The organism is Kribbella sp. NPDC051952 (assembly GCF_040680855.1).
In the GTDB taxonomy this organism is placed as follows: domain Bacteria; phylum Actinomycetota; class Actinomycetes; order Propionibacteriales; family Kribbellaceae; genus Kribbella.
In genome coordinates this window covers 1-26110 of sequence record NZ_JBFAXQ010000023.1, presented here as the reverse complement: position 1 = coordinate 26110, position 26110 = coordinate 1, and the positions used below count along the sequence as shown (strand labels likewise).

Here is a 26110-nt window from a genome sequence, read left to right as displayed (position 1 = left end):
GTAGTGCCCATCGGTGCAGAAATAACGGAAATGTGTGACGAGAGGTCAGAGCGACGAAATTCTTCGGTGCATGGTTTGCAAGGTGGGGTTGGAGATCTCGATGCCCCAGCCGGGGGCGTCGGACAAGATGACGTGGCCGTTGTGGGCTACTGGGAAGGGGTCGTAGATGTGCATGGAGGTGGCGTCTTCTATGGTCCATTCGTGGTAGAGGTTGCAGGCTGGCATGGCTGTGGCCAGGTGGGCGGTGAAGATTGCGGTGAGGGATCTTCCTGACGAGTGCGGTACGCACGGGAGCCCGGCGACGTTGGCCAGGTCAGCCACCTGGCGGGCTCGGGTGATGCCGCCGATGTAGCAGACGTCTGGCTGGATGACGTCGGCGACACCGTCGTGGATGATCCGGCGCATGGTGTCGACCGAGAACTCCTGTTCCCCCAGCCCGACGGGGATGTCGAGAGCGGCCGCCACGCTCTTGGTGTTCTCGTACTCCCAGAACGGCACCGGTTCCTCGAAGTGCAGGTAGTCGTGCTCCTCGAGGAGTCGCCCGATCCGGACCGCCTGGCCCGGGGAGTAGGCGCCGTTGGCGTCCGCGCTGATCTCGATGTCGTCGCCGAGTTCCTTGCGCAGCAAGGGAACCAGCCGCCAGGTCCGGCCGGTCCGCGACTCCGCGTCGCGCCCGTTGCGTTCGCCGATCTTGATCTTCACCGCGCGGAACCCGTGCTCGGCGACGGCGGCGACCATCCGGTCGACCTCCTCCTCGGGCGTCGTGTCGCGCCGCATCGCCGAGCCGTAGACCGGAACCGAGGGCCGGAACTTCCCACCGAGCAACTGGTAGACCGGCTGCGACTTCGCCTTGCCCACCAGGTCCCACAGCGCGGTGTCCACGCCGGCCAACGCCCGGAACAGGAAGCTGCCGAAGTACTTGTACTCGGCGCGTGCGCACTCCTCGGCCAGGGTCATCACATCGAACGGGTCCCGGCCGAGGTAGTTTCGCGCGACCAGGGTGTGCAACACCTCCCCGGTGGTCCGGGCCTCGGAATGCGCCGTCTGCCCGTACCCGACCAGGCCGTCGTCCGTACTGACGCGGACGATGCAGCCATGGCCGTCGAACGTCTCGATCGAGGTGATCTTGGTCAAAGCGACTCCGCCCGGGCCGGCAGCTTGTAGAACGCGCGGGCGTTCTCGGTGTAGATGCTGTCCCGCTGCGCCGCGGGCAGCCGGACCTGGAAGGCGTGCGCGGGATGGTCGAAGTCCCAGTGCGGATAGTCCGTGGAGAACATCACCCTGTCGGTACCGCCGAGGTGCTCGAACACCTTGAGTAGGTCGGCCGGCCGATGCGGCTCCTCGATCGGCTGCGTCGTCATCCAGAAGTGGTCACGCAGGTACTCCGACGGCCGGCGCCGTACGTGCGGAATCTCGGCGCGGAAGCGTTCCCAGTGGGTGTCCATCCGCCAGGCCAGCGACGGCAGCCAGGCGAATCCACCTTCGATCAACGCGATCCGCAGGTTCGGAAGGCGATCGAAGATCCCGCCGAAGATCAGGCTCGCCACGTGCGCCTGGAACGCGGCGGACATCCCCGCGTGGTCCTCGATGTAGTACGACGGCCAGCCCGCGGCGCTCATCGGCACACCCCGAACGCCACCGCCGTAGTGAATGCCGACAGGGAGATCGTGCCGGGCGGCGGCCTCGTACATCTTCCAGTAGCGACGATCGCCGAGCGGCGCCGCACTGCGTGCGACCAGGAGCACCTGCACGAAACCCGGGTGGCCGGCCAGGCGCTCGATCTCGGCGACCGCCTGCTCGCTGTGCTCGGCCGGCACGATCAGGCCCGATCGCAGCCGCGGCTCCGGCTCCAGCCATTCCTTGATCTGCCAGTCGTTGGTTGCCGCCGACAACGCCGCGGAGAACTCGGGATCGAGCTGGCTGCCCGAGCCACTGAGCGGACCCAGGATCCCGAACTCGACGTTCAGACCGTCGAGATGCTGCTTCTGCATGAAACCGAGATCCGCGCCCGCCGGCAGTCCGGACGGCGGAAACGCGTCGTACCGGGCCGGAGATCCCTTCGGGTACACGTTTCCCGAGTGCTGGCGCGAGCCGAAGGTCTTCAGATGGGTGAGCCAGCGATTCGAGAGGTAAGGCTCCAGCGCGCCGGGTGCCATCACGTTGTGGATATCGCAGTCGATGATCATCTGCTTCGCCGCGGTACGCCGTTCGGCCCGCGGCCGTGTCTGCGTTTCGGTCATGTCTCTCCTCATCCCAGCCGGTACGTCGCGTGTGCGTTGCCCGACATGATCTTGGTCTGCAGCTCCCCGGAGATGCCCTCGGGCAGCGCGTCGGCGGAGTTCGCGAAATGCGCGTGCGGGTAGTCGGTGGAGAACATCAGCATGTCGTCACAGAGCAGTTGATCGATGACCTCCATCAGGAACTCCGGGGTGTCCGGCCGGTCGAGCGGGGCGATCGTCATCCGGACGTGCTCACGCAGTACCTCCGACGGCGGACGTTCCACCCAGGGAACCTCGCGGCGCAGCCCCTTCCAGTCCTTGTCGAACCGCCACATCATCGGCGGCAGCCAACTGAAGCCGCCCTCGATGGTCGCGACGGTCAGCTCCGGGAACTGGACGAAGACGCCTTCGGCAACGAAGCTCATCAGCTGCGCCTGGAACGCCAGCGGAACACTCACATAGTCCTCGACGAAGTACGTCGCCCAGCCGACCGGCGTCGTCGGGTTCCCACTCAGCCCTCCGGCCTGGACGCCGACGACGAGGCCGGCCGCCTGCGCTGCTTCGTAGATCGGCCAGAATCCGCGTCGGCCGAGCGGCTCGCGGCTCCGTGAAGGGACGGTCACCTGGACGAACTGACTGTGCTGCGCGGCCCATTCGACTTCCTTGGCCGCGAACGCCGGGTTCTGCAGCGGAAGCACGGCCGAGCCGCGCAATCGTGGATCCTGCTCCAGCCATTCGTGCAGCTGCCAGCGGTTCAGCGCCCGGGCCAGCGCAGCCGCGAAGTCGTCGTTGTGGACCGAGTCGACGGCGTACGTGCAGTTGAGGATCGCGTACTGCAACTGCCACGGGTCGAGCAGCTGACTCTGGAGCACCTCAAGGCTGGACCCGGGCGGTCCGGCGTCCGGCCGCGAGCCCTCGAGGAAGAGGTTCGGCGCGTTGGACGGGTAGAGGTTCGACGGCAGCCCACCCATCCCGGACTCGGTGATGTAGTCGCACCACCGCGCCTCGAGGTACGGGAAGAGGTCGCGCAGGCCGGGGAGGTTGATGTGTACGTCGGTGTCGACCAGGTCGAGGCCGGCCCACTGCCGGGGCCGTGCGTAGTTCTCGAGTTGTTGGACTGCCACTTGTAATCTCACCTTTCACAGGTCGAGGACCAATCGGGCCGACAACGCACGTGACACGCAGATCATCATCGTGTCGTTGGCCGCGCGTTCGTCGTCGTCGAGGACGGAGTCGCGATGGTCCGGAACGCCTTCCAGTACGGTCGTTTGGCAGGTCCCGCAGGTGCCCTCCTCGCAGTTGGACAAGACATAGATGCCCGCCTCGTCCACGACCTCGAGAATGGACTGGTCGGCCGGTACGACGAGGACCTCGCCGCTGTCGACCAGTTCGACTTCGAACGACGTGTTGGGAGCCTCCGAGGTGACCGGCCTCGGCGCGAAGCGCTCGACCTGAAGCGACCGGTGCGGCCAATGCGCGCTCTTCGCCTCGACCGCCGCGATCAATGGTTCGGGTCCGCAGCAGTAGATCAACGTCCCGGGCTGCACCTCGCCCAGGAGTTGATCCAGTTCGATCAAGCCCCGAAGGTCCTGCGGCCATTCGAGTACGCGCGCGGGATCGATCCTCGCTAGTTCTTCCCGGTAGGCCATCGACGCTTCGGTGCGACCGCCGTACACGAGCCGCCAGTCCGCGCCCGCCGCCTGCGCGGCCCGAATCATAGGGATGATGGGAGTGATTCCGATGCCGCCGGCAATGAAGAGGTACCGCGGAGACTCGTGCAGCGGGAAGTGATTGCGCGGCCCCGTGACCGGCAGCACGTCACCGGGCTGGATGCGCTCACACAACGCGGCGGACCCGCCGCGGCTCACGGGCTCACGCAACACCGCGATACGCCACTGGCTGCGATCCTCGGGATCACCACACAGCGAGTACTGCCGAACGAGCCCAGGCCGAATCTGTACGTCGATATGGCTTCCCGGAGTCCACGGCGGTAGCTCCGAGGCGTCGTCCGGGACGAGCACCAGTTCGGTCACGCCCACCGAGACCTGCTGGTGGGACTTCACCCGCAACGGCATCGTCGTTTCGCGCGCCACCTCCGCTCCCGCCGGCCGGTCAGATATTGACAACGACATAGTCGCGGTCGACCTCGACCTCGTACATCTCGCCGGAGTACGGGCCGGGCTGGAATCCGGCCGCGGACAGCTCCGGGTTCTTGGCCAGGGCGTCGCCGGTCTCCACCTCGGTCTGGTACGCCTTGACCTTGGTCTTCGCGGGGTCGAACCACGACTGGCCGGTGGCGATCTCGAACTCCCAGCCGTGCCACGGGCAGCGGATGATCTCGCCGCGCATGATGTAGTCGTAGTTCCCGGGCTTGTCCGAACGGACCAGGCCAGACGTCACGCCCTCGCACATCGGTCCGCCGCCGTGCGGGCACTGGTTGCGGATGGCATAGAAGTTGCCCTTGACGTTGAAGACGCCGATCGAACGCTTGGCAACCTCGACCACCTTCCGGTGACCGGGCGGAATCTCGTCGACCGTCGCCACCACGTACTTCGTCACGTAATCTCCTTGTCCAGTCATTTGATTCCGGTCATCGAGATTCCGCGGGTGAAGTACTTCTGCGCGAAGACGAAGACCAGGACGGTCGGAATGATGGCCAGCGTCGCTCCCGCCATCAGCGGGCCGTACTGGGTGCTGTCCTGGGTCTGGAAGAACGCCAGCCCGACCGGAACGGTGAACTTGTTGACATCGCTGAGGTAGACCAAGGGACCGAAGAAGTCGTTCCAGACGTTGACGAAGGTCAGCACCGCCAGGGTGGCCAGGGCCGGCTTCGACAGCGGCAGGATGATGCTCACGAAGATCCGGAAGTGACTCGCCCCGTCGACGAGTGCGGCCTCGTCGTACTCCTTCGGGATGGTCGCGAAGAACTGCCGGAGCAGGAAGGTGCCGAACGTGTTGGCGACGATCGGCGGGATGATCAACGGGAAGTGGGTGTCGATCAGGCCCGCCTTGACGTACGCCGAGTACAGCGGCAGCACCATCAGCATGTCCGGGATCATCAGCGAGGCGAGCAACAGCCCGAACGCGGCGTCCCGCCCGCGGAACTGCAGCCGCGCGAAGCCGTACGCGCCCAGTGCACACACGCACAGCCGGCCGATGATCACCAGCACCGTGATGTACGCGCTGTTGCCCAGGAACCTGATGAAGGGCAGTACGCCGTTGTTGACCAGGTACGCGTAGTTCTCGAACGTGAACGGGTGTGGAATCAGGCTCGGAGTCAGGCTGATCACGTCACCCGGCTCTTTGAACGAACTCGACAGCATCCACACGAAGGGGCCGATGGCAACGAGCGCCACGATGACACAGCCGATGTAGATCGCCGCCGGGCTGAAGATCCGGCCGGCCCGGCGACGCCGTTCCGGGCCGGCGTCGCGCGCCGGCACCGTCGGCCGTGGGTCGGTGCGCTGTTCCGATGTACGGGTCTGTTCGATCGTCACTGGTAGAACACCCACCTCTTCGAGAGCCGGTTCTGGATCCACGTGACCGCAAGCAGGACAGCGAAGAGCACGATGGCCAGCGCCGACGCGTACCCCATCCGCCGCAGCGTGAATGCCTCGTACCAGAGGTGGTAGATGTAGACGTACGTACCGTCGCCGGGTCCGCCGCCGGTCATCACCAGGATGAGTGCGAAGACCTGGAACGAGCCGATCGTCTGCAGGATCAGCAGCATGAAGATCGTCGGCGTGAGGAACGGAAGTGTCACGTGCACGAATCGTGAGAATGGGCCGGCGCCGTCGAGGGTGGCCGCTTCGATCAGCGTCTCCGGGACCCCTTGCAGTCCGGCCAGGACGATGATCATGTTGAAGCCCATGTTCGCCCAGATCGCGGTCGCGATCACCGCGGCCATGGCCGATCCGGGCTCCCCCAGCCAATGCGGTCCGGTGATGCCGAAGGACGCCAGGATCGCGTTGATCACGCCGTACTGGTCACTGAACACCCAGCGGCTGACGACGCCGACGGCGACCAGGGACGTCACGTACGGCAGGAAGATCAGCGCCCGGATGACGGCCATCCCCCGCAGCCGGTTGTTGACCAGCAGGGCCAGGCCGATGCCGATGATGATCCCGACCGGGACGTAGCCGACCGTGTAGATGGCCGTGTTGATCAGGCTCTTGCCGAACAGCGGGTCCTGGCCGGAGAACATCTCCTTGTAGTTGGCCAGGCCCTTGAACGTCGGCGACGCCAGCCCGTCCCAGTCGGTGAAGCTGGTGATCAACGTCGGCACGACCGGGATGACGTTGAAGAGCAGCGTCCCGAGTACGACCGGACCGATGAACATCCAGCCGCGGAGATTGCGCCTCGATCCCCGGCGCCGTACCTCCTGGCGGGTTGCCTTGAGGTCCGGCGCCTCGACGGTCTGTGCGGCGGTCACTTCGTCGCGACCTTCAGGTCGGGATCGCTGAGCGCTCCTCCCTTCTCGAGCAACTCCTTGCCCTTGTCCCCGTTCCAGCCGCGCTTCTTGATCTCGGCATTGACGGCGTCCCGGCCGCGCTTGATGTAGTCGGCGGTGGCGAGCTTGCCGCTCATCAGGTTGTTCGCGTTGGTGCCTTCGACGAAGGAGTCGGCGAGCACCGTACCGATCGGACCGCGCGGGAACGGCACGTCGACCGGGTGGCCGCCGGCCTCCCCCAGCGCCTCGGCCCAGACGGTGGCGGTCTTCGGCCGTGGGTGGTCGGTGAACGCGGCGCTCTGGGCCACCTCGGTCAGCGCCGGTACGGCGAACTGCGCCTTGGCCATGACCTCCGAGGCCGCCTTACCGCACAGCGCCTTCATCGCCAGGAAGGCAGCCTGCGGGTCCTTCGCGGTTTTCGGGATCACCCAGGTACGGGCGTAGTTCTTCGTCATCGCGAACTGCGGCGTCTTCGGCCAGGGCATCACGTCCCAGTCGATGCTCTTGCTGATCTGCGCGCTGATGTCCATGGCCTGCCAGGTCATCGCGAGCTTTCCGCCGTTGAACAACGGGAGGTACTCCACGTCGACGGTGGGGGCGTAACCGTCGCGGATGTAGGAGACCTGCTTGTCGATCGAGTCGAGCGTCTCCGGCTTGCCGTAACCGCACTCGGTCTGGTTGCTGTAGAGGGCGGTGTCACCAGCACCGTACGCCGTAGCCTGGATCGTGTTGACGGCGTACTGCAGACCGTAGGTATCGGTGCGGCTGCCGCTCTTCTTCGTCAGCTTCTTGACCGCCGCGTCGAACTCGTCCCAGCTCCACGGCTCGGCCCACGAGGTCGGCGCTGTCAGGCCGGCATCGGCGAACAGCTTCCGGTTGTAGTAGAGCGCGTTGGCACTCATGCCGGGCGTGATCGAGAACTGGTAGCCCTCGACCGCGACCTTGGTCGTGAACGTCGGGCTGTACTTGGTCAGGTCGAAGCCGTTGGTCGCGTCCTGCATCATCTTGTCCAGCTGCAGGATCTTGCCGTTCGTGGCCAGGTCGTACACCCGGTCGTCGTCGATGCGCTGCAGGTCGGCCGCCGTACCGGAGGCGAACTGCAGCATCACACTCGCCCAGTCGTCGCCCGGTGCGGGCTTCCAGATGATCTTGATCTTGTGCTCGTCGAGGCTCTCCTTCTGAGCCGCCGCGATCATGTCCTTGAACATCTTCTGGGTGGTGGGATCGCCGACCGAACTGAAGGTCACCTCGGTCCAGCCCGACGGCGCGCCGGACGAGCTTCCGCCGCACGCGGTCAGTGAGGTGCCGGCGACGCCGGCGGCAGCCAGGCCGAGGCCCCCCTGGAGCAATCGGCGACGGGTGAGCAAGGAGCCGGAAGTCATGCTGATTGTCTCCCTTGACAAGCGGTTCGCCCGGCGCACAGGCCCCCGAAAAGTCTGCGCAACGACAGCTCTCTACACCGATGTACTACGCGGTGTCAGAGCTGCAGGGCTGGTGATCTTGGGGTGTTTGCCCAAGTGTTGGCTCACGGAAGCGAGGCTGTCAAGACACTATCCGGAAGTAAGATTCCAATATGTGGAAGCAATCCTGCGACAGGTACGCTGCTCCCAGGGAAATCCCGGTCCGGGGTTGGACGGTGGATCGACAGAGAGCGGGATGGTGGAGAACAGAACGCCGGGGAGTGTCCAATCCGTCGAACGGGCGTTCCACCTACTCGAGCTCCTGGCCGACAGTGGGTTCTCGTCGCTGACCGAGCTTTCGGCCGCGATCGACGTACCGGCGCCGACCACGCACCGGTTCCTCAAGACGCTGGTGTCACTCGGCTACGTCCGCCAGTTGCCGAACCGGCAGTACGGGCTCGGGCTGAAGCTGGCACGGCTCGCGGGCCGGGTGGACGCGCAGTTCGGCCCGATCGTGAAGCCGCACCTGGACACGCTCGCCCAGGAGATCGGTGAGTCGGCGAACCTCGCCGTACTCGAGGGCGACATGGTCGTCTACATCGCCCAGTCTCCGTCGCCGCACGCGATGCGGATGTTCACCGAGGTCGGGCATCGCGCGCACACCCACCTGACCGGGGTCGGCAAGGCGATGCTCGCCGGCCTGCCCGACGACCAGGTGGCCCGGATCGTGCGCAGAGCAGGTATGCCGGCCGCGACCGAGCACAGCATCACCGACCTGACCCAGCTCCGGGCCGAACTCAAACGGATCCGCCGCCTGGGCTACGCGACGGACATCGGCGAGCAGGAGCTCGGCGTCGTCTGCTACGCCGTCGGGATCCCCGACGTCCCGATCTCGCTGGCGATCTCGGTCTCCGGCCCGGCCTTCCGGATGACCAAAGAACTCGGCAAGGCCGCAGTCCCCCTCCTGCTCAGCGAGGCCCAGGCCATTTCCAAGGAACTCCTCGGCGCCCTGGACTAACCTCAGAGCGTTAGGGGTGGTGACCTTGTGGATTGTGGTTGGGGCGGTGTTGCCGCAGGCTTTGGGGATTGCCCTGAGTCCGGTGCCGATGGTTTGCATCGTGCTGGTGCTGATGTCGGGCAACCCGATCCGCGCGGGCCTGAGCTTCGTCGTGGGCTGGTGTGGGGCCTTGGCGATCGCGACCGGGATCGTGGTGCTGCTGACGGACGCGGTCACCGACGACGGGAGTGAGTCGGCGCGAGACGGCGTCGACATCGTCAAACTCGCGGTCGGCGTCGTGTTCGCCGTACTCGCGGTCCGCTACTGGCGGAAGCGTCCGCCGCCCGGTGAGCCGCCGCCCCGGCCTGCGATCGTCGAGAAGATCCTGACGATGTCAGGGCTCGGCCTGGTACTCACGGGCGCCGGGGCAGCACTCGCCAACATCAAGAATCTCCCGCTCATCATCAGCTCCGGCAGTCAGATCGGTGGGTCCGGGCTGACGGGCGGGCAGGAGATCGGCGCCGCGGTCGTCTTCGTCGTCGTCGCCTCGCTGACCGTCCTCGTCCCGCTGATCGCGGTGGCCGTCGTGGGAGCAGAGCGGTCCGCCGCGCCACTGGCCGCCCTCGAGCAGTGGCTGGTAGGTAATCTGAACACCATCCTCGTCGTACTCCTGACGGTCCTGGCCGCCGTGATGATCGGTCAGGGACTCGACCTGCTGCGGTAACTCGTATTCACTCAGCGTCAATCTGTAGACACGTGACGTATATGCCGTAGTGCCCTGGAGGTGTCATCGTCGTGGGCGTCTCGTTCCCCGCCCCCTCGAAAGAGTGACGAATGAGTGATTCTCGACGACCCATCCGTCGTTGGGTCGGTGTGCTGCTCGGCACCGCCCTCCTGACTGTCACCTCGGCCGCGGTCGCGTTCGCGGCTCCGCCACCCGGCCTGCCGCAGAACGCGGACGGCTACGAGCAGTCGTTCTCACCGGCGTACGACTACGACACCGACGGCTGCTACGCCACTCCCGCCATCGGTACGGACGGCACCCTCAACCCCGGGCTCAACCCGACCGGCGCCGTCAACGGCAACTGCCGGGACCAGTCCGACCTCGACAACTCCCAGACCTACGCCCGCTCGAAGTGCAACAACGGCTGGTGTGCGGTCGTGTACGCCAGCTACTTCGAGAAGGACCAGGCCGTGCCGGGTAGCGCCCTGGGCGGTCACCGGCACGACTTCGAGCACGTGATCTCCTGGATCAACCAGGCGTCGAACCAGGTCGAGTTCGTGACCACCACGCAGCACAGCAGCCAGGTGACGTACCCCCGCGCGCAGGTGCGGTTCGACGGGTCACACCCGAAGGTCGTCTACCACAAGGACGGCGCCAGTACGCACTTCTTCCGGCTGGCCAACAGCAACGACGAGCCGCCGGAGAATCACTACCACGACTGGCGCTACCCGCCGCTTGTCGGCTGGGCCGGCTGGCCGAGCCAGGGGCTGCGCGACACGTTGATGAACGCCGACTTCGGTTCGGCGACCATCAAGATCACCGACAAGGACGACCGCTTCCGCAACCTGCTGAACGCCTCGAAGCCGAGCGGTATCCCGTTCGACCCCTGGGCCTGACGCGGACGAAGGCCCTCAGCGCGCTGAGGGCCTTCGTTCGTCGGGCTATTCGCCGTTGAGCGGCGGAGTCAGGTCCGGACGGCCGGTCATCCGGAAGTAGACCGGGTCGACGAAGTCGGCGTCGACCCAGTGCAGTTCGTTGATGACGGTCGCGGTGCCGTTGACGTGGCCGACGGCGTACATCTGGGCGTTCTGGCCGTTGCGGTCGATGGCGAGCAGGAGCGTGCCGTACTGACCGCAGCGCTCGGCGATCAGGTTGGCGTACGGCTGCCACCAGCCGCCCGCGGCCCGGACCAGCTTCACCACCGGCTTCATCGGCGCGCTGGTCGGGACGTGCACGGAGTAGAGCGCACCACCACGAGTGGTGGCCAGGAACGTGTCATAGCTCGCGGTCTGACTGACCAGGGCCATCGTCCTGATCGACGAGAAGCCGGGCGCAGTGGCCTTCGCGGCCCAGGTGTTCCCGTTCATGGTCCACCGGACCAGCGTGCCGGTCTTGGTAAGTCCGTACTGATTGGTCCGGCGGACACTACCGACGGCGTACCGCGAGGTCTCGAAGTAGCTGAACGCATCCCAGCCGCCGCCGACCTTCGCGAGCTTGGTCGAACCGGCGATGGGCTTGTTCTGTCCGTCGACCTGGTAGCTGACGGACCACATGAGCTGGCCGAACACCATCCAGCCCGAGTACTGCGAGCCCGCCGCCACCGGCTCCTTCACCATCGAACCGGCGATCCCGGCGTCCAGGAACGTCGCCCGGAGTCCGGGTGTCTCGCTGGTCATCGACGGCGGGGTGGTTGCCGTGTAATCACGGATGTAGTGATCCCCTGCATGGGTCACCGATCCGACGGACGTCTTACATGCCGCGGTCACCTGCTGCACGTTGTCCGCCGTCGCACCGGCCGGCGCGGAAGCCACGCCGCCCGCCAGAATCGCCAGCACAGGCACTACCCCAGCTATGCCCAACCGCCTGGCCCTCACACTCATCAGCCTCCAGATCGCGTCAATTGTCTGCAGTCACTCCGATGCAGCCGGGACCGCAAAAGTTAGACGTTCTTCCGGCGGCGGGTGAGCAGAAGCAGACAGATGCCCGCGGCCACCAAGGCAAGCGCGGCCACGCCGAGTGCTGGTCCGACCGGGCTGCCGGTATCACCGAGGTTGTCGGTCGGCTCGTGGGGAGGCGGCGTCGGGGCCGGCTTGGGGTGGGTGACTGGCACCGTGACCGAGCCGGTGTTGTTCTCCGGATCCGGGTCGGTCGTGGTTGACGTCGCGGTCGCGGTGTTCGTCACGGACTTCGCGGCGTACGACGTGTCGACTGCGACCTCGAGTGTCACCTCAGCCGTTGTCCCGGGGTCGATGCGGCCGACTGCGCACGTCAGCTTCTGCCCCTCGGCCGTGCAACGCCCTGGCACGCTGGTGAGTCGCAGACCAGCTGCGAGTACGTCGGTCACTGTCACGCCGGCGGCCGCGGACGGGCCGGTGTTGTGGACAGCGATCTTGTAGCTCAGGGTGTGCCCGGCCACGACAGAGTTGGCTGACGCGGTCTTGTGCACGCTCAGGTTCGCGGACTGGGTGGTGCGGCCGCTGACCTTCGCCTCGTTGTTGCCGATGATCGGGTCCGGGGTGGCGGCGCCGACTCGCGCAATGTTCTCGAGTGTGCCGGTGTATCCAGGGACCACGGTCGCGGTGATCACGATCGACAGCGTGCCGCCTTCGGCGAGCAGCGGGGAGCTGCATTGGACGGTGCCGGCCTCCGGCGTGTCCGGAGCACCTGGTGCGAGCGGCGGAAGGACTACGCAGGTGACACCGTCCGAGGCGGTCCAGGTGACCTTGGTCAGGCCGCGGGGTAGCTCGTCGGTGATCGAGACCTTGCGGGCGTCGGACGGGCCGTTGTTCTTCACCGTCAGGACGTACTTGACCGTCTGGCCGGACACCGGTGCGGCCGGAGCCATGGTCTTGGTGATCGCCAGGTCGGCGAGCGCCGTGACCGGTGAGACGGCTGTGCCGGTGTTGTTGTCCGGATCAGGGTCGGGAGTCGTCGAGGTTGCCTTGGCCGAGTTGGTCAGGGTGGCGCCGTCGTACCCGGAGGCCAGCCGCACCCGGAGTGACACGATCACCTGTCCGATCGGCAGATCGCCCAGCTCGCACTTGTCGGCGGCGCAGGGCTTTCCACCGGTCGTTGCCGAGAGCACCGTCAGGCCGGCCGGGACCGCATCCGACACGACCACGCCACGCGCGACCGACGGGCCGTTGTTGGTCACGACGATCGTGTAGTCGAAGGTGCTGCCAGGGGTGACGCCCGACGGCTCGGACTGCTTGGTGACGCTGACGTCCGCGCTCGTCGTGACCGGCACTGTCACGGTCGAGCTGTTGTTGCTGTCGTCGGGATCCATCACCGGTGAGATCGCGGTGGCGGTGTTGGCCAGCGTGGTCGCGGCGTACGCCGGATCGAGCGCGGCCTTGACCACCACGGTCGCCGTACTGCCGGAGGCGATCGTGCCTAGTGGGCAGCTGATCGCCTGGCCCGAGGTGGCGCACGTTCCCTGGCTCGGGTCGACAGTAGACAAGGTCAGACCGGTTGGGAGGTTGTCGGCGACCTCGACCGCGGTGGCGTCGGACGGGCCGTGATTAACGACTGTCAGGCGGTACGTCACCCCGCCACCGGCAACCACTGACTGGTCGTCGCTCGTCTTGATCACTTCGAGGTCGGCGACCCGGTCGACCTCGGTCGTGATCGAGTCACTGTTGTTGCCGGGATCGGGATCCGAAGTCGAGCTGGACACACTGCCGGCGTTCGTGACGGCCGCAGTCTGGGCCGCGGCCACTGCAACGCGAATGAGTACGACGGCATTGCCGCCGGCCGACATGGTCCCGAGCGTGCAACTGACCGCCGCCCCGGAGACCGTGCAGGTGCCATCAGCACTAGTTGCCTCTAGCACCGACAGTCCCGCTGGAAGGGTGTCCGCCACAGTCACTGCCTGTGCCGTAGACGGACCGTCGTTGTGCACCGTCAGCGTGTAGACGCCTTCACTGCCGGCCACCAACGGCGAAGGCTTGACCGTCTTGATGATCGACAGATCCGCCGAGGTGGTCACCTTGGTCTCGGCCGAGCCACTGTTGTTCTTGTCGTCCGGATCCGGTGTCTGCGAACCAGCGGTCGCGTTGTTGACCAGCGTCCCGGCCGGCTGGTCGGGCGAGACCTTGACCACGATGTCGGCAGTCGCATCTCCACCCGGCTCCACCTGTCCGATCGGACAGGTCACCGCCGGCTCCGACAGGGCGGGGCCCTGCGTGCAGGCGCCACCAGGTCCGGTTCCGCGGACGAACGTCGTACCAGCGGGAAGGGTGTCGGTCACGACCGCACCGACGGCGTCGGACGGGCCGGCGTTCCGTACGGTCAGCTGGTAGGTCAGCTCGTTGCCCGCGACAACGGTCTCCGGTGCGGACTTGGTCACCGACAGGTCGGCCTGCGCCACGACCGTGGTGGTGCTGGTCGCGGTGTTGTCGGAATCGGTCGGGTCCTCAGGAGTCCGGGAGCCGGCCGTCGCCGTGTTGACCACACTGCCGGGCGGAGTTGCCGCCGCGACCGTACCGGTCACGGTGACCACGAAGCTGTCCCCCGCCGCCAGAGTTGCCAGCGTGCAATGCACCCGCCCACCAGGGGCCGTGCAGGTCGCGCCTCCTGTTGCGGTCGCGGACGCACCAGTCACCTCAGCCGGTACGTCGTCATCCACCCGTACGCCCTGTGCGTCCGACGGACCGGCGTTGGTCACGGTCAGCTTGAAGGTGATCGTCTGACCCGCGACCACCGGATCGGGACTGGCCGTCTTGGTCAGCGTGATGTTCGCCTGCGCACCGGTCATCAACGTGTACGTCGCGGTGTTGTTGTCGGCCACGGGATCCGGAGTGGGGGAAGCGACCTTTGCCGTGTTGTCCAGCTGGTTCGGCGGGGCGCCGGACGGGACGTTCGCCACCACCGTCACTGTGATGGTGTCCCCCGGCGCCACCGTGCCCACGGCACAGGTCACAGTGCCGTCCGCCTCGCTACAGCTACCTCGCGAGGTGGTCGACGAGGCATAGACCAGCGGAGCCGGCACGGGGTCGGTCACCGTCACGGACTGGGCTGCGGACGGGCCGCTGTTCGTCACGGTCAGCGTGTAGGTCACCGGCTTGCCGGCTTGCACCGGGACCGGCTGTGCGGTCTTGGTGATCGCCAGATCTGCGCTGGCCGTCACGTCGTCGGTGGTCTTGCCGGTGTTGTTGGACGTGTCCGGGTCCGCGGTCGGGCTGTCGGCCGTAGCCGAGTTGGTCAGCTTCCCCGTCGCGGTGGCCGCGACTGTCGCAGTCACTGTGACCGTAGCGGTCGAGCCGGCGGTCAGACCGCCGAGCGCACAGCTGATCTTTCCCGAGGACACCGTGCAGGAACCCGCGGTGGTGTCCGCGGTCGCATCGGACAGTACGGCGGGCAGATCATCCGCCAACTGCACCGAGGCTGCATCCGACGGGCCGTTGTTCCGTACGGTGATGCGGTAACTCACCTGCTGCCCAGCAATGACGGGCTTGGTCAGCGTCTGCTTGGCGACCACCAGATCTGCCGAGGGCGCACCGGGCGTCACGCTGACGGTGTCAGAGTTGTTGCCCGGCTTCGGATCCGGCGTCTCGCTCGTCACCTTGGCCGTGTTGACCAGCGCGCCGCTCTTGTAGCCGGAGTCGAGCGTCGTAGCGATCTTCACCACGATCGACGACCCGGCGGTCAACCTGGCGACGGTGCAGCTGACGTCCTGTCCAGCCGTCGTACAGCGGACCGGGTCCGGAGCCCGTACGCCGGTCACGGTCAGAGCGGCTGGGATCGTGTCAGCGATCCGCACCTGCTCGGCATCGGACGGACCGTTGTTGCGAATCGTCAGCGTGTAGGTGGCGGGTCCGCCGGGGATCGGGTGGTCCGGTGTGACGGTCTTGACCAGCGAGAGGTCGGCGGTCCGGGTCACCTTGGTGGTGGCCGAGGCGTTGTCGTTGTCCGGGTTGGGATCGGAGGTCGAAGTGGTCACCGTGGCGACGTTGGTCAGGCCGGTCGCCGTACTCGCGGATGGGACCCGGACCACGACCGTGATCGTCGCCGTCGCGCCGTTGGCCAGCGCTCCCAGCGCACACTTGGTCTGCGTGCAGGTCCCCTGGGTAGGCGTGGCCGAGACCAGCTCGACGCCGTCAGGCAGGGTGTCGACGACCTGCACATCCTGCGCGGTGCTCGGACCGTTGTTACGGGCAACCAACTTGTAGGTGACCTCGCCGCCGGCCGGGACGGGATCCGGCGTACCGGTCTTGGTGAGTGACACGTCGGCCGATTCGGCGACCGGCGTACGCACCTCGTCGGTCTGATAGGTGTACGGCTTCTTCAGTGTCTCGGCCGTGTAGTCCAGGAGTCCGGTGTTGACCAGGGTCGTGCCGGCCGCAGCCTTGTCGACGGTGACCCGGAAGCGGACCGTGCTGCTCTGGTTCGTCCCGAGCCGGCCGCCGTTCGTCGCGTTCGCGCCGGTGCCGACGCGGAACCGGACCGTTCGCGAACTTCCGTCGTACTCCGCCTGGTCGTCGCCCGCTCGGTCCGTCTTCGACCCGGCGCCTGCACCGGAGATCACGTTCAGCGAGCCGGGAACGTAGCTGGTGTTCGGCGGCAGCTGATCGCGGACCGTGCTGCGGAGCGCGTCGTCGTCACCGGTGTTGCTGTAGCTCAGCGTGTACTCGAGGGTGTCGCCGATCTTGGCTGGGTCGTTGCCGGCCAGGTTCCGGACCGTCTTGGTGCCCTGGATGGTCGGCGCGTACAGGTCGATCTGGGTGGTCAGCGCGGCCGGGTAGTAGACGTCACCGGTGCTCGCGAAGGTGAGGTCGGCGCTGGTCGAACTGTTCGGCAGGATGCCGGCCGCGTCGACCACCTTCGCGTCCATGCCGAGGTTGTTCACACTCGCCGGGGTCCGGTCGGTCAGGTTCGCGCCGCCGTCGGTGATCCGGCTGCCGTAGAAGTTCGCCGACGGGCTCTGCGTGTCGGCCAGCCGGGTGCCGTTGACCGCGAAGTAGTCGCCGCTGATGCCGGCGTCACCTTCGTACGTGACGCTGCCGAAGCGGGCGTTCACCGCTCCACTCGGCGGCGCCAGGAAGCCGGAGATGCTCGCCTTGACCGGTTCACCACTCGTCACCCGGGCGTAGCCGTCGAACACACTCAGATCGCGCAGCGGCTCGTTCGCCTGCTGATAAGCGATCACCAGACTCCAACCGGCGTACCGGTCCGCGCCCGTTCCGGTTGGTACGTCGGCACCCCAGTACTGCCCGTTCCCGGAAGCCTGCAGGAGCGACGTGACGTCGACGTACGACGAGTAGTCGTTCTTCGATCCCGTGTTCAGATAGTCGGTCCGGCTCGCCGTCATCGTCTGGTACGCCGTCTCACCCGGCAGCCGGAACTTCATCTCCTTGCCGTCCGCCTTGGTCGCCGTCCCGCCACGACCGGCCCCACGGGCCGCACCCCAGAACAGTCCGGCATACAAGACCTTCGCGCCGGCCGGGAGGTTCACGCTCGCCGCGGACGAGGACTCGGTGGACGTGTCGGAGTCGGTGTCGAGCAACTCCATCACCCAGTCGTTGTTCGAGGCTCCGGTCGTTCCGCCGGCCAGCGCGGCCTTGCAGGCAGCGGATGTGCCGCAGCGCAGCAGGGTGTTGCCGGTGATCCGGATGGCGCCGTTCGTCTGGCTGCCGAACACCTTGGTGAAGTCGCGGACCGTCTCCGCCCGGGCCGTTGCCGGAAGCACCAATCCGGCCGCGGTGACGAGCAGCAGGCTGAGCAGGATCCGCAGCCCGTGCCCCCGACGCCTCCAGGCAAAGCGATCCCAGGCAGGCGAAACACCAGCGGCCATCCGAGCGTCCCCGTTCTCTTGCCTGATCAGCAGTCGCCGAGCAAGGCATATCACGAACCGAGCCTCAGTGTAACCACAGCACTACCGTGTGTCGCCAGAGAAGGTTGCCAACGGCCCCTAATGTGGCCGGGTGGTGCGCTTCTCGATGCTCTTGCGGGCGGCCTGCTCCGGGGTCAGCGGTACGACGCGTTGCACGAAGACGCCGGGGAGGTGGATGTCGTCCGGGCCGAGCGTGCCGACGTCGACAACCTGCTCTGCTTCGACGATCGTCAGCCGGCCGGACATGGCCGCGATCGGATTGAAGTTGCGGGCGGCCGCGTGGAACACGCAGTTGCCGGCCCGGTCGGCGACCGCGGCGCGGACCAGCGCGACATCGGTCACGATCGCTTCCTCGAGCACCATCTCGCGCCCTTGGATCGTTCGAACCTCCTTGGGCGGCGAGGCGACAGCCACGGTCCCATCGGGGTCGTACCGCCAGGGCAACCCGCCCTCGGCGACCAACGTGCCGACACCGGTCGGCGTGAAGAACGCGCCGATGCCCGTGCCGCCGGCCCGCAAGCGCTCGGCCAGCGTGCCCTGCGGGGTCAGCTCCACGTGCAGTTCGCCGGACAGATACTGACGGGCGAACTCCTTGTTCTCCCCGACGTACGACGCGATCACCCGACTGATCCGGCCGCGCTCGAGCAGCAACCCGAGGCCGGCGCCGTCGACACCACAGTTGTTCGACACGATGGTCAGCTCCCCGGCCCCCTGTTCGAGCAGCGCGTCGATCAAGAACCACGGAATCCCGGACAGCCCGAAACCGCCGACCGCCAGGCTGGACCCGTCCGGGATGTCGGCGACCGCCTCGGCGGGCGTCGCCACGACCTTGTCCAGACTCATGCGGACTCCTCCTGCAGGTGGGCGATCACGGCCGTCGTCACGACGTCCGGCCGTTCCGCGCTGGCCAGGTGCGCTGCCTTCGGTGCGACGATCAGCTTGCCGTGGGCAACGGATTGCGCGATACGTTCCAACTGCCAGGGTGGAGTTGCGGGGTCGTCGGCACCCGCGATCGCGAGGGTCGGCGCGATGATCTCCGGCAGGTCGGGACCGAGGTCCATCGCCGCGATCACCTCACAGCAGGCGGCGTACCCCTCGGCCGGTGTCGAGCCGACCATCTCCTCGGACTCCTTGCGCTCACGAGGATGATCAGCCAGCCAAGCCGACGTGAACCAGCGTTGTACAGCAGCCTCCGCGACCGCAGTTGTTCCTTTCGCGCGGACAGTGGCGGCGCGATCGGTCCACATCGAAGGTGGGTCCAGCCTGGCGCCGGTGCAGAGTACGACGAGACGCTTGATCCGCTCGGGATTGCGCGCGGCCACCCGGAGGCCGGTCATGCCACCGAGCGACAGACCGACGAAGTGTGCCTGCGCGACGTGGAGCTTGTCGAGGAGCGTGATCACGTCGTCGGCGAGGTCGTCGATGGTGTACGGACCGGGCGGCACCGGGGAGCGGCCATGGCCGCGGGTGTCGAAGCGGACCACGTGGAAGGGCTGCTCCAGGTCTGCGAGGTTGGCGTCCCACATCTCCCAGGTGGCGCCGAGCGAGTTCGCCAGGACGACGACTGGCCCGTCCGGCCGGCCGCTGATCGTGTGGGCTACCTCGATCATTGGACCCGCTCGAAGACCGCCGCGATGCCCTGTCCGCCGCCGATGCAGATCGTTTCGAGGGCGTAGCGGCCTTCGCGCCGGTGCAGCTCGTGGGCCAGGGTCGCGAGGATGCGCGCGCCGGTGGCACCGAGTGGATGACCGAGGGAGATGCCGGAGCCGTTGGGGTTCAGGCGTTCGTCTTCGGGGTCGAGCTTCCACTCGCGCAGGCAGGCGAGGACCTGCGCGGCGAACGCCTCGTTGAGCTCGATCAGATCGACGTCATCGAGGGTCAGATTGGCGCGGGCGAGCGCCGCGGCGGTGGCGGGGACGGGACCGATGCCCATCACCTCAGGACCGACGCCGGCGACCGCCCACGACTTCGACTTGAGAAGCGGACGGAGACCGCGTCTCTCCGCTTCGTCGCGGGTGGTGACGATGCAGACCGCGGCGCCGTCGTTCTGGCCGCTCGCGTTACCTGCGGTCACGGTCGCGTCGGCGTCGACCTTCAGCCGGACCGGTCGGAGCGCAGCGAGGCCTTCGAGGGTCGTGTCGGGGCGCGGGTGTTCGTCGGCGTCGACCCGGCGGCCGGGCACGTCCAGTGGGACAAGCTCGTCGGCGAAGCGTCCCGCCTGCTGAGCGGCAACGGCACGCTGGTGGGAGCGGAGCGCGAGCTCGTCCTGTTCAGTGCGTGAGATCCCGTACTCGCGCCGCAGGTTCTCGGCCGTCTCCACCATCCCACCCGGGATTGGATGATCCTTGCCACCGGCCGTCTCGCGGGCGCGGATCAGGCGGTCGTGCAGCTCGACGCCACCGCGGACGCCGGTCCGCAGACCGAGCGCGTAGTGCTCGACCTGTGACATGGATTCGGTGCCGCCGGCAACAACCAGCCGGGCTGCGCCGGTGGCGACCATGCCGGCCGCGTACATCACCGCCTGCAACCCGGAACCGCAACGACGGTCGACCTGCAGTCCGGGGACCGACGTACCGAGTCCCGCGTCGAGTGCGGCGACCCGGCCGATGGCCGGCGCTTCGCCGTTCGGATAGCACTGGCCGAGGATCACGTCGTCGACGTCACCTTCGCGCAGGCCGGTCCGGCGTACGAGCTCGGTGAGTGCGGCGGTGGCCAGGTCGGTCGCCGACAGGGCGGACAGCGCGCCGCCGAAGCGTCCGACCGGCGTACGGATCGGCTCACAGATCACCACGTCACTCATAACCTCGACCGTAGGCCGCGGAGACCGATAGGGAGAAATACTCATTTACGCTCGATCAAGACTCTGAGAGTATTAATCGGTGGAGCTGCGCCAGCTGCGGTACTTCGTCGCGGTCGCCGAGGAGCGGCACTTCGGCCGTGCGGCGACCCGTCTGCACATGGCTCAGCCGCCGCTGTCCCAGCAGATCCGCCGGTTGGAGTCGGAGCTCGGCGTCCAGCTCCTCCGGCGTACGACGAGACGCGTCGACCTTACCGCCGCCGGTGAGGCCTACCTCGTCCGCGCCCGCCAGATCATCGCCGCGGTCGGGTCGGCCGCGGGCGAGGCGCAACGGGTCGCGGCCGGCCTGCAGGGGCGGCTCGTGATCGGGTGCGTCGGATCGGCGACGTACAGCCTGCTCCCCCAGCTCGTGCGGACGTTGCGCGAGGAGCTGCCGGATGTCGAGGTGTCCGTGCAGGGCGAGATGCTCGCGCCGGACCAAGTCGGTGCGCTGCTCGCGGGGCGGATCGATCTCGGGTTGCTTCGGCCGCCGGTCGACGAGGACGCACTGAAACTCGAGGTACTGCGGGCCGACCGGCTGATCGTCGCCGTACCGGATGGGCATCATCTCGCCGGTCGGCAGCGGCTGCGGTTGCGAGAGCTGGCGGACGAGGACTTCGTCATCCACGCCGGCGGCGGGCGCTCGGTCATGCACGACACCGTCGTTGCCCGCTGCCGCGAGGCCGGGTTCGAGCCGCGGATCCGGCATGAGGTCGCGGAGACGTCGACGCTGGTCACCTTCGTGGCAGCCGGACTTGGGATCGCCGTCGTCCCCGCGCCGGTCGCAGAGCTGATGGTGCCCGGGGTGGCGTACTGCCCGCTCGTCGGCCAAGCCACCGTCGAACTGGCCGCAGCCACCCGGGCCGACGACGACGCACCACACCTCCAGCGAGCCCTCGCAGTAGTGACCGCTCTGGCTTAGTAGAAGCCGTCCGCGGAGCAGCGTCGAAACGTCTGGCAGCGCCGATCAGGCGTAGGTCTTCGGCGATCGCCGCCGCAGCTTCCCGCATCAGCGGGATGACCTTCTCGACGATCAGGTCCGGACTCATCCTCGAGACGGGCATCGGTACGGCGGCCTCGTTGCAACTCGCCTGCGCCGCACCCGGTGTCACCTGGGGCAGCGAACTCTTCGGCCCACTGCTGTTCGCCGAGGAGATCCATGGACGTCCACCTCCCACCCGACCTCGACTCTTCGGTGCGGTCTGAACTGGTGAGTCGGGAGAAGACGCGCGCAGTCGAGCTGCAGAAGCAGGGTGTCTGGTCGCGGCTCTGGCGAATACGCCAACTTCGGCGTCTTCGACGTACCCAGCAACGACGAACTGCACGATGTGTTGTCGAGCCTGCCGCTCTTCCCGTACCTGAAGATCCACGTGACGCCGCTGGCTACGCACCCGTCGAAGTTCTGAGGGTCAGGACGACCTCGTTGCGGTGGATGGACAACTTGCCACCGGCGGCTTCGGCACAGCGGCGGGCGATGTCGAGGCCGAGGCCCGTAGAGCCACGGTCGCTGCGACCACGCTCCCCGGCACCGAGCGGGATGCCCGGGCCCTTGTCGGCGACAACTATGCGTACGCCGTTCTGCTCGCGAGTGAGCGTGATCCGGGCCGAGGTGCCGTCGGGCGTGTGCGCGACGACGTTCTCGACCAGTGCGTCGAGGGCCGCACCCAGGTCCTCGGCGGAGGAGCGGACCAGTGCGGGCGGGCTCGGGAGATCGAGGGTGAGTTCGCGGCCCTGGTCCTCGAAGAGCGGCTCCCAGAACGCGGCCCGATTCCGGGTCACCTCGACGGCGTCGCAGTGCGGGACGCGGCCTTCGCGCTGCGGTCGGCGGGCTGCGCTGATCACCGCGGTCAGGTTGCGTTCCAGGCTGGTGACTTGGGTGTTGAGCTCCTCCGCGCTGGCGCGATCGGGGAGCGCTTCGACCTGGAGCCGGAGCGCGGTCAACGGCGTACGGAGCCGGTGGGACAGGTCGGCGACGGCTTCGCGTTCGACCGCGATCACCTCGTCGATGCGGTCGGCGAGACCGTTGAGTGCGGCACCGACTTTGGCGACTTCGGCCGGGCCGGTGGTCGGGGCTCTCGCGTCCATGTCGCCTTGGGCCAGGCGTTCCGCCGTACCTGCTGTCTCTTCCAGCGGGCGGGCCAGGCGGCGGGAGACGAGTTCGGCGCCGACGATGCTGAGCAGGAGAACGAGCAGACTGCCACCGATGAGGAACAGCAGTCGCGGGACGAGTCCGGCGTACACCTCGTCGGCGGTCAGGTAGATACAGACCGAGGCCGCGCCGTCGCGGGTGTCGACGCCGACGTCGATCGCCGTACCGCCACCGACGTCGCGGTAGTCGGCCTCGCCGATCTTCGGCGGACCTTTCTTGTTATCGTCATCACCGTCGTTGTAGTTCACCGGCGGCTGTTTCGGCGACGGGACGCCACCGGGCGGCGGGTCGCCGAGGGTCGAGCCGTTGGGCAGCTTGACCGAGACCCGGCCCGGCCAGTCCTTGGCGGCGTCTTGGATGTACGCCGTGATGTCGTCGGCGGTGTGGTCCCTGTCGCCGACGTAGTACGCGACCGTCTCGGCCCGGTATCGTGCCGCGTCCTTCGATTCGTTGGCCGTCGTACTCCGCAACAGAATCACCAACGGCACAGCGAACGCCAGCACGACCAGCGTGGTCATGCCGACCGAAAGCAACAGAATCCGCCGACGCACGGTCAGCCCCCAGACTTGCTACGGGCGAGGCACATGGTCAGCTCCCGGCCAGCTTGATACCGACACCGCGGACGCTGTGGATGAAGCGCGGCTCGGCCGCCGTCTCGCCGAGCTTGCGGCGCAACCAGGACAGGTGAACATCGACGGTCCGGTCGCCACCACCCCAAGGCAGGCCCCAGACCTCAGCCAGCAGCTCGCGCTTGGTCACAACTGCGCCAGGCCGACGCGAGAGGGCGAGCAGCAGATCAAACTCCTTGCGAGTCAGATCAACCGGCGTACCGTCCACCGTCACCTCACGACTCCGCGGATCGATCCTCAGCGCCCCGAGATCGACGAGCGACTCCCCTTGCTGGTCCTGCCCGAGACGCCGCAGTACGGCGCGAATCCGCGCATCGATCTGGGCCGAGCTGAACGGCTTGATCACGTAGTCATCGGCGCCGGCATCAAGCAGCTTCACCACACTCGCGTCATCATCACGGGCCGTCGCAACAATCACCGGCACGTCACTGACCGACCGAACCATCGCGAGCACATCCCGCCCGTCCAGATCCGGCAACCCCAGATCCAGCAACACAACCTCCGGCCGCTCCCGAGCCACCGCCGCAACCCCCTCGGCCCCGGTACCAATGGCCGTGACAACATGCCCAGCCGCCGTCAGAGACTTCCCCAACGACGTCCGAATCGCATCATCATCCTCGACCAGCAACACCCGAACCATGCCCCCGAGCCTAACCACCCCAACCTCAAGCCCCCCTCAAGCCAAACTAAAACCCCGCCCCCAATCCCAACCCCCTCACCCTGCCCACCGGTGTCCGGTTCCCCGCCCACTCGGGTCTTGTGTCTTCCCGCGCTCAACGGGTCGTCCTCCTCCGCACCCACCCGGCCGCGTTGCTCTCCGCGGGTCGGACGTCGGGGGTGACCGATTTACGGTTGGCGGTGGGTTCGTTACCGGGTGTTGCTTCGCGGCGGGGGTGGGTACCTCTAGTGTCACGGCGGACGGACGTGGGCTGATGAAAGGGCGGGCGCGGTGAAGCTCTACTCCGATGTGGGGGCGCAGCGGTTCGGGCAGTTGGTGGGGGATTTGATGCTGGTCGCCTGGGTCTGGGTATGTATAGAACTCGGGCTGCTCGTCTTCAAGATCACGAACGCGTTGGGCGCGCCGGGGCGGAAGGCGGCCGAGGCGGGGGACGGATTGGCGGAGGATCTGCGGAAGCTGTCGGAGCCGATCGGGAAGGTACCGGCAGTTGGTGACGAGTTGCGGTCGCCGATCGACAGTGCGGCTGGCGCGGCGGGAAAGATGGCGCAGGCTGGCCGGGATCAGGCGCATGCCGTGGAGCAGTTGGCGTACGTGCTGGCGGGCGTGACTATCGGCTTGCCGGTGCTGTTCGCGTTGCTCATCTGGTTGCCGCGGCGGATCAGGTTCTCGCGGCGGGCAACGGCGGCGCAGAAGTTCATCGACAACGCAGCGGACCTGGACCTGTTCGCCCTGCGAGCAATGGCAAACCAGCCGATGCACAAGCTGGCAAAAATATCCGACGATCCGGTCGCCGCCTGGCGCGAGGGCGACACCGCAGTAATCACCCAACTCGCCGACCTCGAACTACGCACAACCGGCCTAAAAGCCCCCCGCCACGCAATCAGTTAGCACCCCCACCTAACCCCACACCCCGCCAACACCACGTTCCCCCACGACGCCGCACCTCAAGCATCCGGCACGACGGCACCCGCCACCCCAGGACCTCCAACCGGAGGTCGACCCCGCAGCGCGCATCCTCGGACCGCACCAAACCGCCAACCGCTATCGCGATCCCCGACAACCCCAGGCCTCCAGCCAGTACGCCGACCCGGCACCGCCGCGCCTCAAGCCGATATGGCTTTCCCCGATAGCCCGGCGATTCCAGCCTGTAGGTCGACCTCGGGCAGCACCCGCGTTCTCCAGCTACGCCGCTCCCCTAGCCGCCGGTACGACAGTCCCCGGCAACACGGGGCCTTCCAGCCTGTACGTCGCCCCTCGGCACCGCCGCGTTCTCCGGCCGCACTGAACCGCTAACCGATATGGCGTGTCCCCGACTGCGCAGCCCTTCCAGCCGTACGTCCATCCCGGCAGGACCGCTTCTCCTGCTACGCAGCGCCTCTAGCCGGCGGTACGGCCGTCCCCGGCCACAGGGCTTCCAGCCGGTACGTCGCCCCGGCAACACAGGGCTTCTAGCCGGTATGTCGATCCCGACACCACCGTGATTTCCTGCTACGCCGCGCCTTTAGCTGGCGGTATAGCGGTCATCGGCGACACGGAGCTTGTCGGCATGGTGTGGTCCGGCGAGGTCGGGTCATCGGCCGGTAGGTCGACCTCTGGCTGCGTCGCGTTGTGTGGCAGGGCCGGGCCTTGAGCTGATGCGGGGTTCTCTGGTGGCGGGGTGCTCTTCGGTGGCGCGGGGGTTGCGGGCGATGGGAGGTTCTCAGGGTGGGCGGGGTTTTGGGGTGCGCTGGTGGTGGCGGTTGTGGGCTGCGTCCAGAGGGCGAAGCGGGCGGCCTCTTGGAGCATCGAGTCGTCGGCTGACCAGCGGCTTGGTCGGGGCGGTGTGAGGGCAGGAGTATTCGCCCGCGCGGGAACAACTGCTGCGGGAGATGCAGGCTTTGGTGAGCTCGGCGGTAGTGATGGTGGTGGGCCCGGGTGGGGAGTTGGTGGTGGGCTCAGGTGAAGCGGGCGCACGTGCGGTGACGATGGCGTCGCCGTCGCCGCGTCGAGTGGGGTGCTCGGACTAGCTGATCCCGGTTGAATCGAGCTCGGTTGGAGCGGGCTTTGGTGCGGTGGAGTCGGTGGGAGTAGTTGCAGGTGGGGTGGTGGGTCGGCCCAGGTGGGGCGGGTGACGTGGACTTTGCCGTTGGTGATGGTGATGGTCCAGTGGCCGGCGTGGAGGGCGGTGTGGTGGCGGCGGCAGATGAGGGCGAGGTT

General features: G+C 67.3%; 21 protein-coding genes and 1 pseudogene. 7 read left to right on the top strand and 15 right to left on the bottom strand.

From position 1 onward, the window contains the following. Positions 1-45 precede the first annotated feature (45 nt). Genes AB0L70_RS32620 through AB0L70_RS32585 form a run of 8 tightly spaced genes read right to left on the bottom strand, consistent with a single transcriptional unit; the run spans position 46 to position 8051 of the window. Positions 46-1134, bottom strand: a complete 1089-nt coding sequence (locus AB0L70_RS32620) for a mandelate racemase/muconate lactonizing enzyme family protein (RefSeq protein ID WP_363690629.1) — start codon at positions 1132-1134, stop codon at positions 46-48. Beyond that, positions 1131-2240, bottom strand: a complete 1110-nt coding sequence (locus AB0L70_RS32615) for an amidohydrolase family protein (protein WP_363690628.1) — start codon at positions 2238-2240, stop codon at positions 1131-1133. Before AB0L70_RS32615 ends, AB0L70_RS32620 begins: the two co-directional genes overlap by 4 nt. A gap of 8 nt (positions 2241-2248) precedes the next feature. Further along, positions 2249-3343, bottom strand: coding sequence for an amidohydrolase family protein (locus AB0L70_RS32610; RefSeq protein ID WP_363690627.1), 1095 nt, complete (start codon positions 3341-3343; stop codon positions 2249-2251). 15 nt (positions 3344-3358) lie between these two features. Beyond that, positions 3359-4312, bottom strand: coding sequence for a PDR/VanB family oxidoreductase (locus AB0L70_RS32605; protein ID WP_363690626.1), 954 nt, complete (start codon positions 4310-4312; stop codon positions 3359-3361). 19 nt (positions 4313-4331) lie between these two features. After that, positions 4332-4778 (bottom strand): Rieske (2Fe-2S) protein, encoded by a 447-nt coding sequence (locus tag AB0L70_RS32600; RefSeq protein ID WP_363690625.1) that lies wholly within the window; start codon positions 4776-4778, stop codon positions 4332-4334. A 17-nt stretch (positions 4779-4795) separates the two neighbouring features. Then, a complete protein-coding gene (locus AB0L70_RS32595) occupies positions 4796-5716 on the bottom strand; it encodes a carbohydrate ABC transporter permease (protein ID WP_363690624.1) in 921 nt (306 codons plus the stop codon). Continuing rightward, entirely contained in the window at positions 5713-6651 is a 939-nt protein-coding gene (locus AB0L70_RS32590) for a sugar ABC transporter permease (protein WP_363690623.1), read from the bottom strand. The genes AB0L70_RS32595 and AB0L70_RS32590 overlap by 4 nt, the downstream gene beginning before the upstream one ends. Beyond that, positions 6648-8051 carry an extracellular solute-binding protein gene (locus AB0L70_RS32585; RefSeq protein WP_363690622.1) on the bottom strand — a complete coding sequence of 468 codons (1404 nt, stop codon included), beginning with the start codon at positions 8049-8051 and terminating at the stop codon, positions 6648-6650. Before AB0L70_RS32585 ends, AB0L70_RS32590 begins: the two co-directional genes overlap by 4 nt. A 274-nt stretch (positions 8052-8325) precedes the next feature. Here AB0L70_RS32585 and AB0L70_RS32580 point away from each other — a divergent pair, with 274 nt between their 5' ends. The 3 genes from AB0L70_RS32580 to AB0L70_RS32570 all read left to right on the top strand — a co-directional run bounded on the left by AB0L70_RS32580 (position 8326) and on the right by AB0L70_RS32570 (position 10686). Next, positions 8326-9087 carry an IclR family transcriptional regulator gene (locus tag AB0L70_RS32580; protein ID WP_363690621.1) on the top strand — a complete coding sequence of 254 codons (762 nt, stop codon included), beginning with the start codon at positions 8326-8328 and terminating at the stop codon, positions 9085-9087. Between the two features lie 19 nt (positions 9088-9106). Continuing rightward, a complete protein-coding gene (locus tag AB0L70_RS32575) occupies positions 9107-9790 on the top strand; it encodes a GAP family protein (RefSeq protein ID WP_363690620.1) in 684 nt (227 codons plus the stop codon). Positions 9791-9900: 110 nt separating this feature from the next. Continuing rightward, positions 9901-10686, top strand: a complete 786-nt coding sequence (locus AB0L70_RS32570) for an NPP1 family protein (protein ID WP_363690619.1) — start codon at positions 9901-9903, stop codon at positions 10684-10686. A gap of 45 nt (positions 10687-10731) precedes the next feature. On the opposite strand, the gene AB0L70_RS32565 is transcribed toward AB0L70_RS32570, so the two are convergent. The 5 genes from AB0L70_RS32565 to AB0L70_RS32545 form a co-directional block, all read right to left on the bottom strand. Further along, a complete protein-coding gene (locus tag AB0L70_RS32565) occupies positions 10732-11625 on the bottom strand; it encodes a hypothetical protein (RefSeq protein WP_363690618.1) in 894 nt (297 codons plus the stop codon). Between the two features lie 104 nt (positions 11626-11729). Beyond that, on the bottom strand, positions 11730-17582 hold the full coding sequence (locus tag AB0L70_RS32560) for a hypothetical protein (protein ID WP_363690617.1): 5853 nt from the start codon (positions 17580-17582) through the stop codon (positions 11730-11732). 117 nt (positions 17583-17699) lie between these two features. After that, the gene (locus AB0L70_RS32555; RefSeq protein ID WP_363690616.1) at positions 17700-18464 is read right to left on the bottom strand and encodes a CoA transferase subunit A; all 765 of its coding nucleotides are present in this window, start codon (positions 18462-18464) and stop codon (positions 17700-17702) included. Beyond that, positions 18461-19231 (bottom strand): 3-oxoadipate enol-lactonase, encoded by a 771-nt coding sequence (gene pcaD, locus AB0L70_RS32550; RefSeq protein WP_363690615.1) that lies wholly within the window; start codon positions 19229-19231, stop codon positions 18461-18463. The genes AB0L70_RS32555 and pcaD overlap by 4 nt, the downstream gene beginning before the upstream one ends. Next, positions 19228-20421, bottom strand: coding sequence for an acetyl-CoA C-acetyltransferase (locus AB0L70_RS32545; RefSeq protein WP_363690614.1), 1194 nt, complete (start codon positions 20419-20421; stop codon positions 19228-19230). Before AB0L70_RS32545 ends, pcaD begins: the two co-directional genes overlap by 4 nt. A gap of 79 nt (positions 20422-20500) precedes the next feature. Between AB0L70_RS32545 and AB0L70_RS32540 the strand changes: the two genes are divergently transcribed. The 3 genes and pseudogenes from AB0L70_RS32540 (at position 20501) to AB0L70_RS32530 (ending at position 21863) form a co-directional block, all read left to right on the top strand. Further along, positions 20501-21379 (top strand): LysR substrate-binding domain-containing protein, encoded by an 879-nt coding sequence (locus tag AB0L70_RS32540; RefSeq protein WP_363690613.1) that lies wholly within the window; start codon positions 20501-20503, stop codon positions 21377-21379. Positions 21380-21474: 95 nt separating this feature from the next. After that, positions 21475-21663: a hypothetical protein gene (locus AB0L70_RS32535; RefSeq protein WP_363690612.1), complete on the top strand. Its 189-nt coding sequence runs from the start codon at positions 21475-21477 to the stop codon at positions 21661-21663. Next, positions 21617-21863 (top strand): annotated as a pseudogene (locus tag AB0L70_RS32530) (muconolactone Delta-isomerase family protein). Before AB0L70_RS32535 ends, AB0L70_RS32530 begins: the two are co-directional and overlap by 47 nt. On the opposite strand, the gene AB0L70_RS32525 reads toward AB0L70_RS32530, so the two are convergent. Both AB0L70_RS32525 and AB0L70_RS32520 read right to left on the bottom strand, forming a co-directional pair. Continuing rightward, positions 21841-23157, bottom strand: coding sequence for a HAMP domain-containing sensor histidine kinase (locus AB0L70_RS32525; RefSeq protein ID WP_363690611.1), 1317 nt, complete (start codon positions 23155-23157; stop codon positions 21841-21843). The pseudogene AB0L70_RS32530 and the gene AB0L70_RS32525 sit on opposite strands and share 23 nt — an antisense overlap. 37 nt (positions 23158-23194) lie before the next feature. Further along, positions 23195-23875 carry a response regulator transcription factor gene (locus tag AB0L70_RS32520; RefSeq protein WP_363690610.1) on the bottom strand — a complete coding sequence of 227 codons (681 nt, stop codon included), beginning with the start codon at positions 23873-23875 and terminating at the stop codon, positions 23195-23197. A 309-nt stretch (positions 23876-24184) separates the two neighbouring features. Between AB0L70_RS32520 and AB0L70_RS32515 the strand changes: the two genes are divergently transcribed. Further along, positions 24185-24802, top strand: a complete 618-nt coding sequence (locus AB0L70_RS32515; RefSeq protein ID WP_363690609.1) for a hypothetical protein — start codon at positions 24185-24187, stop codon at positions 24800-24802. Positions 24803-26110: the final 1308 nt, after the last annotated feature.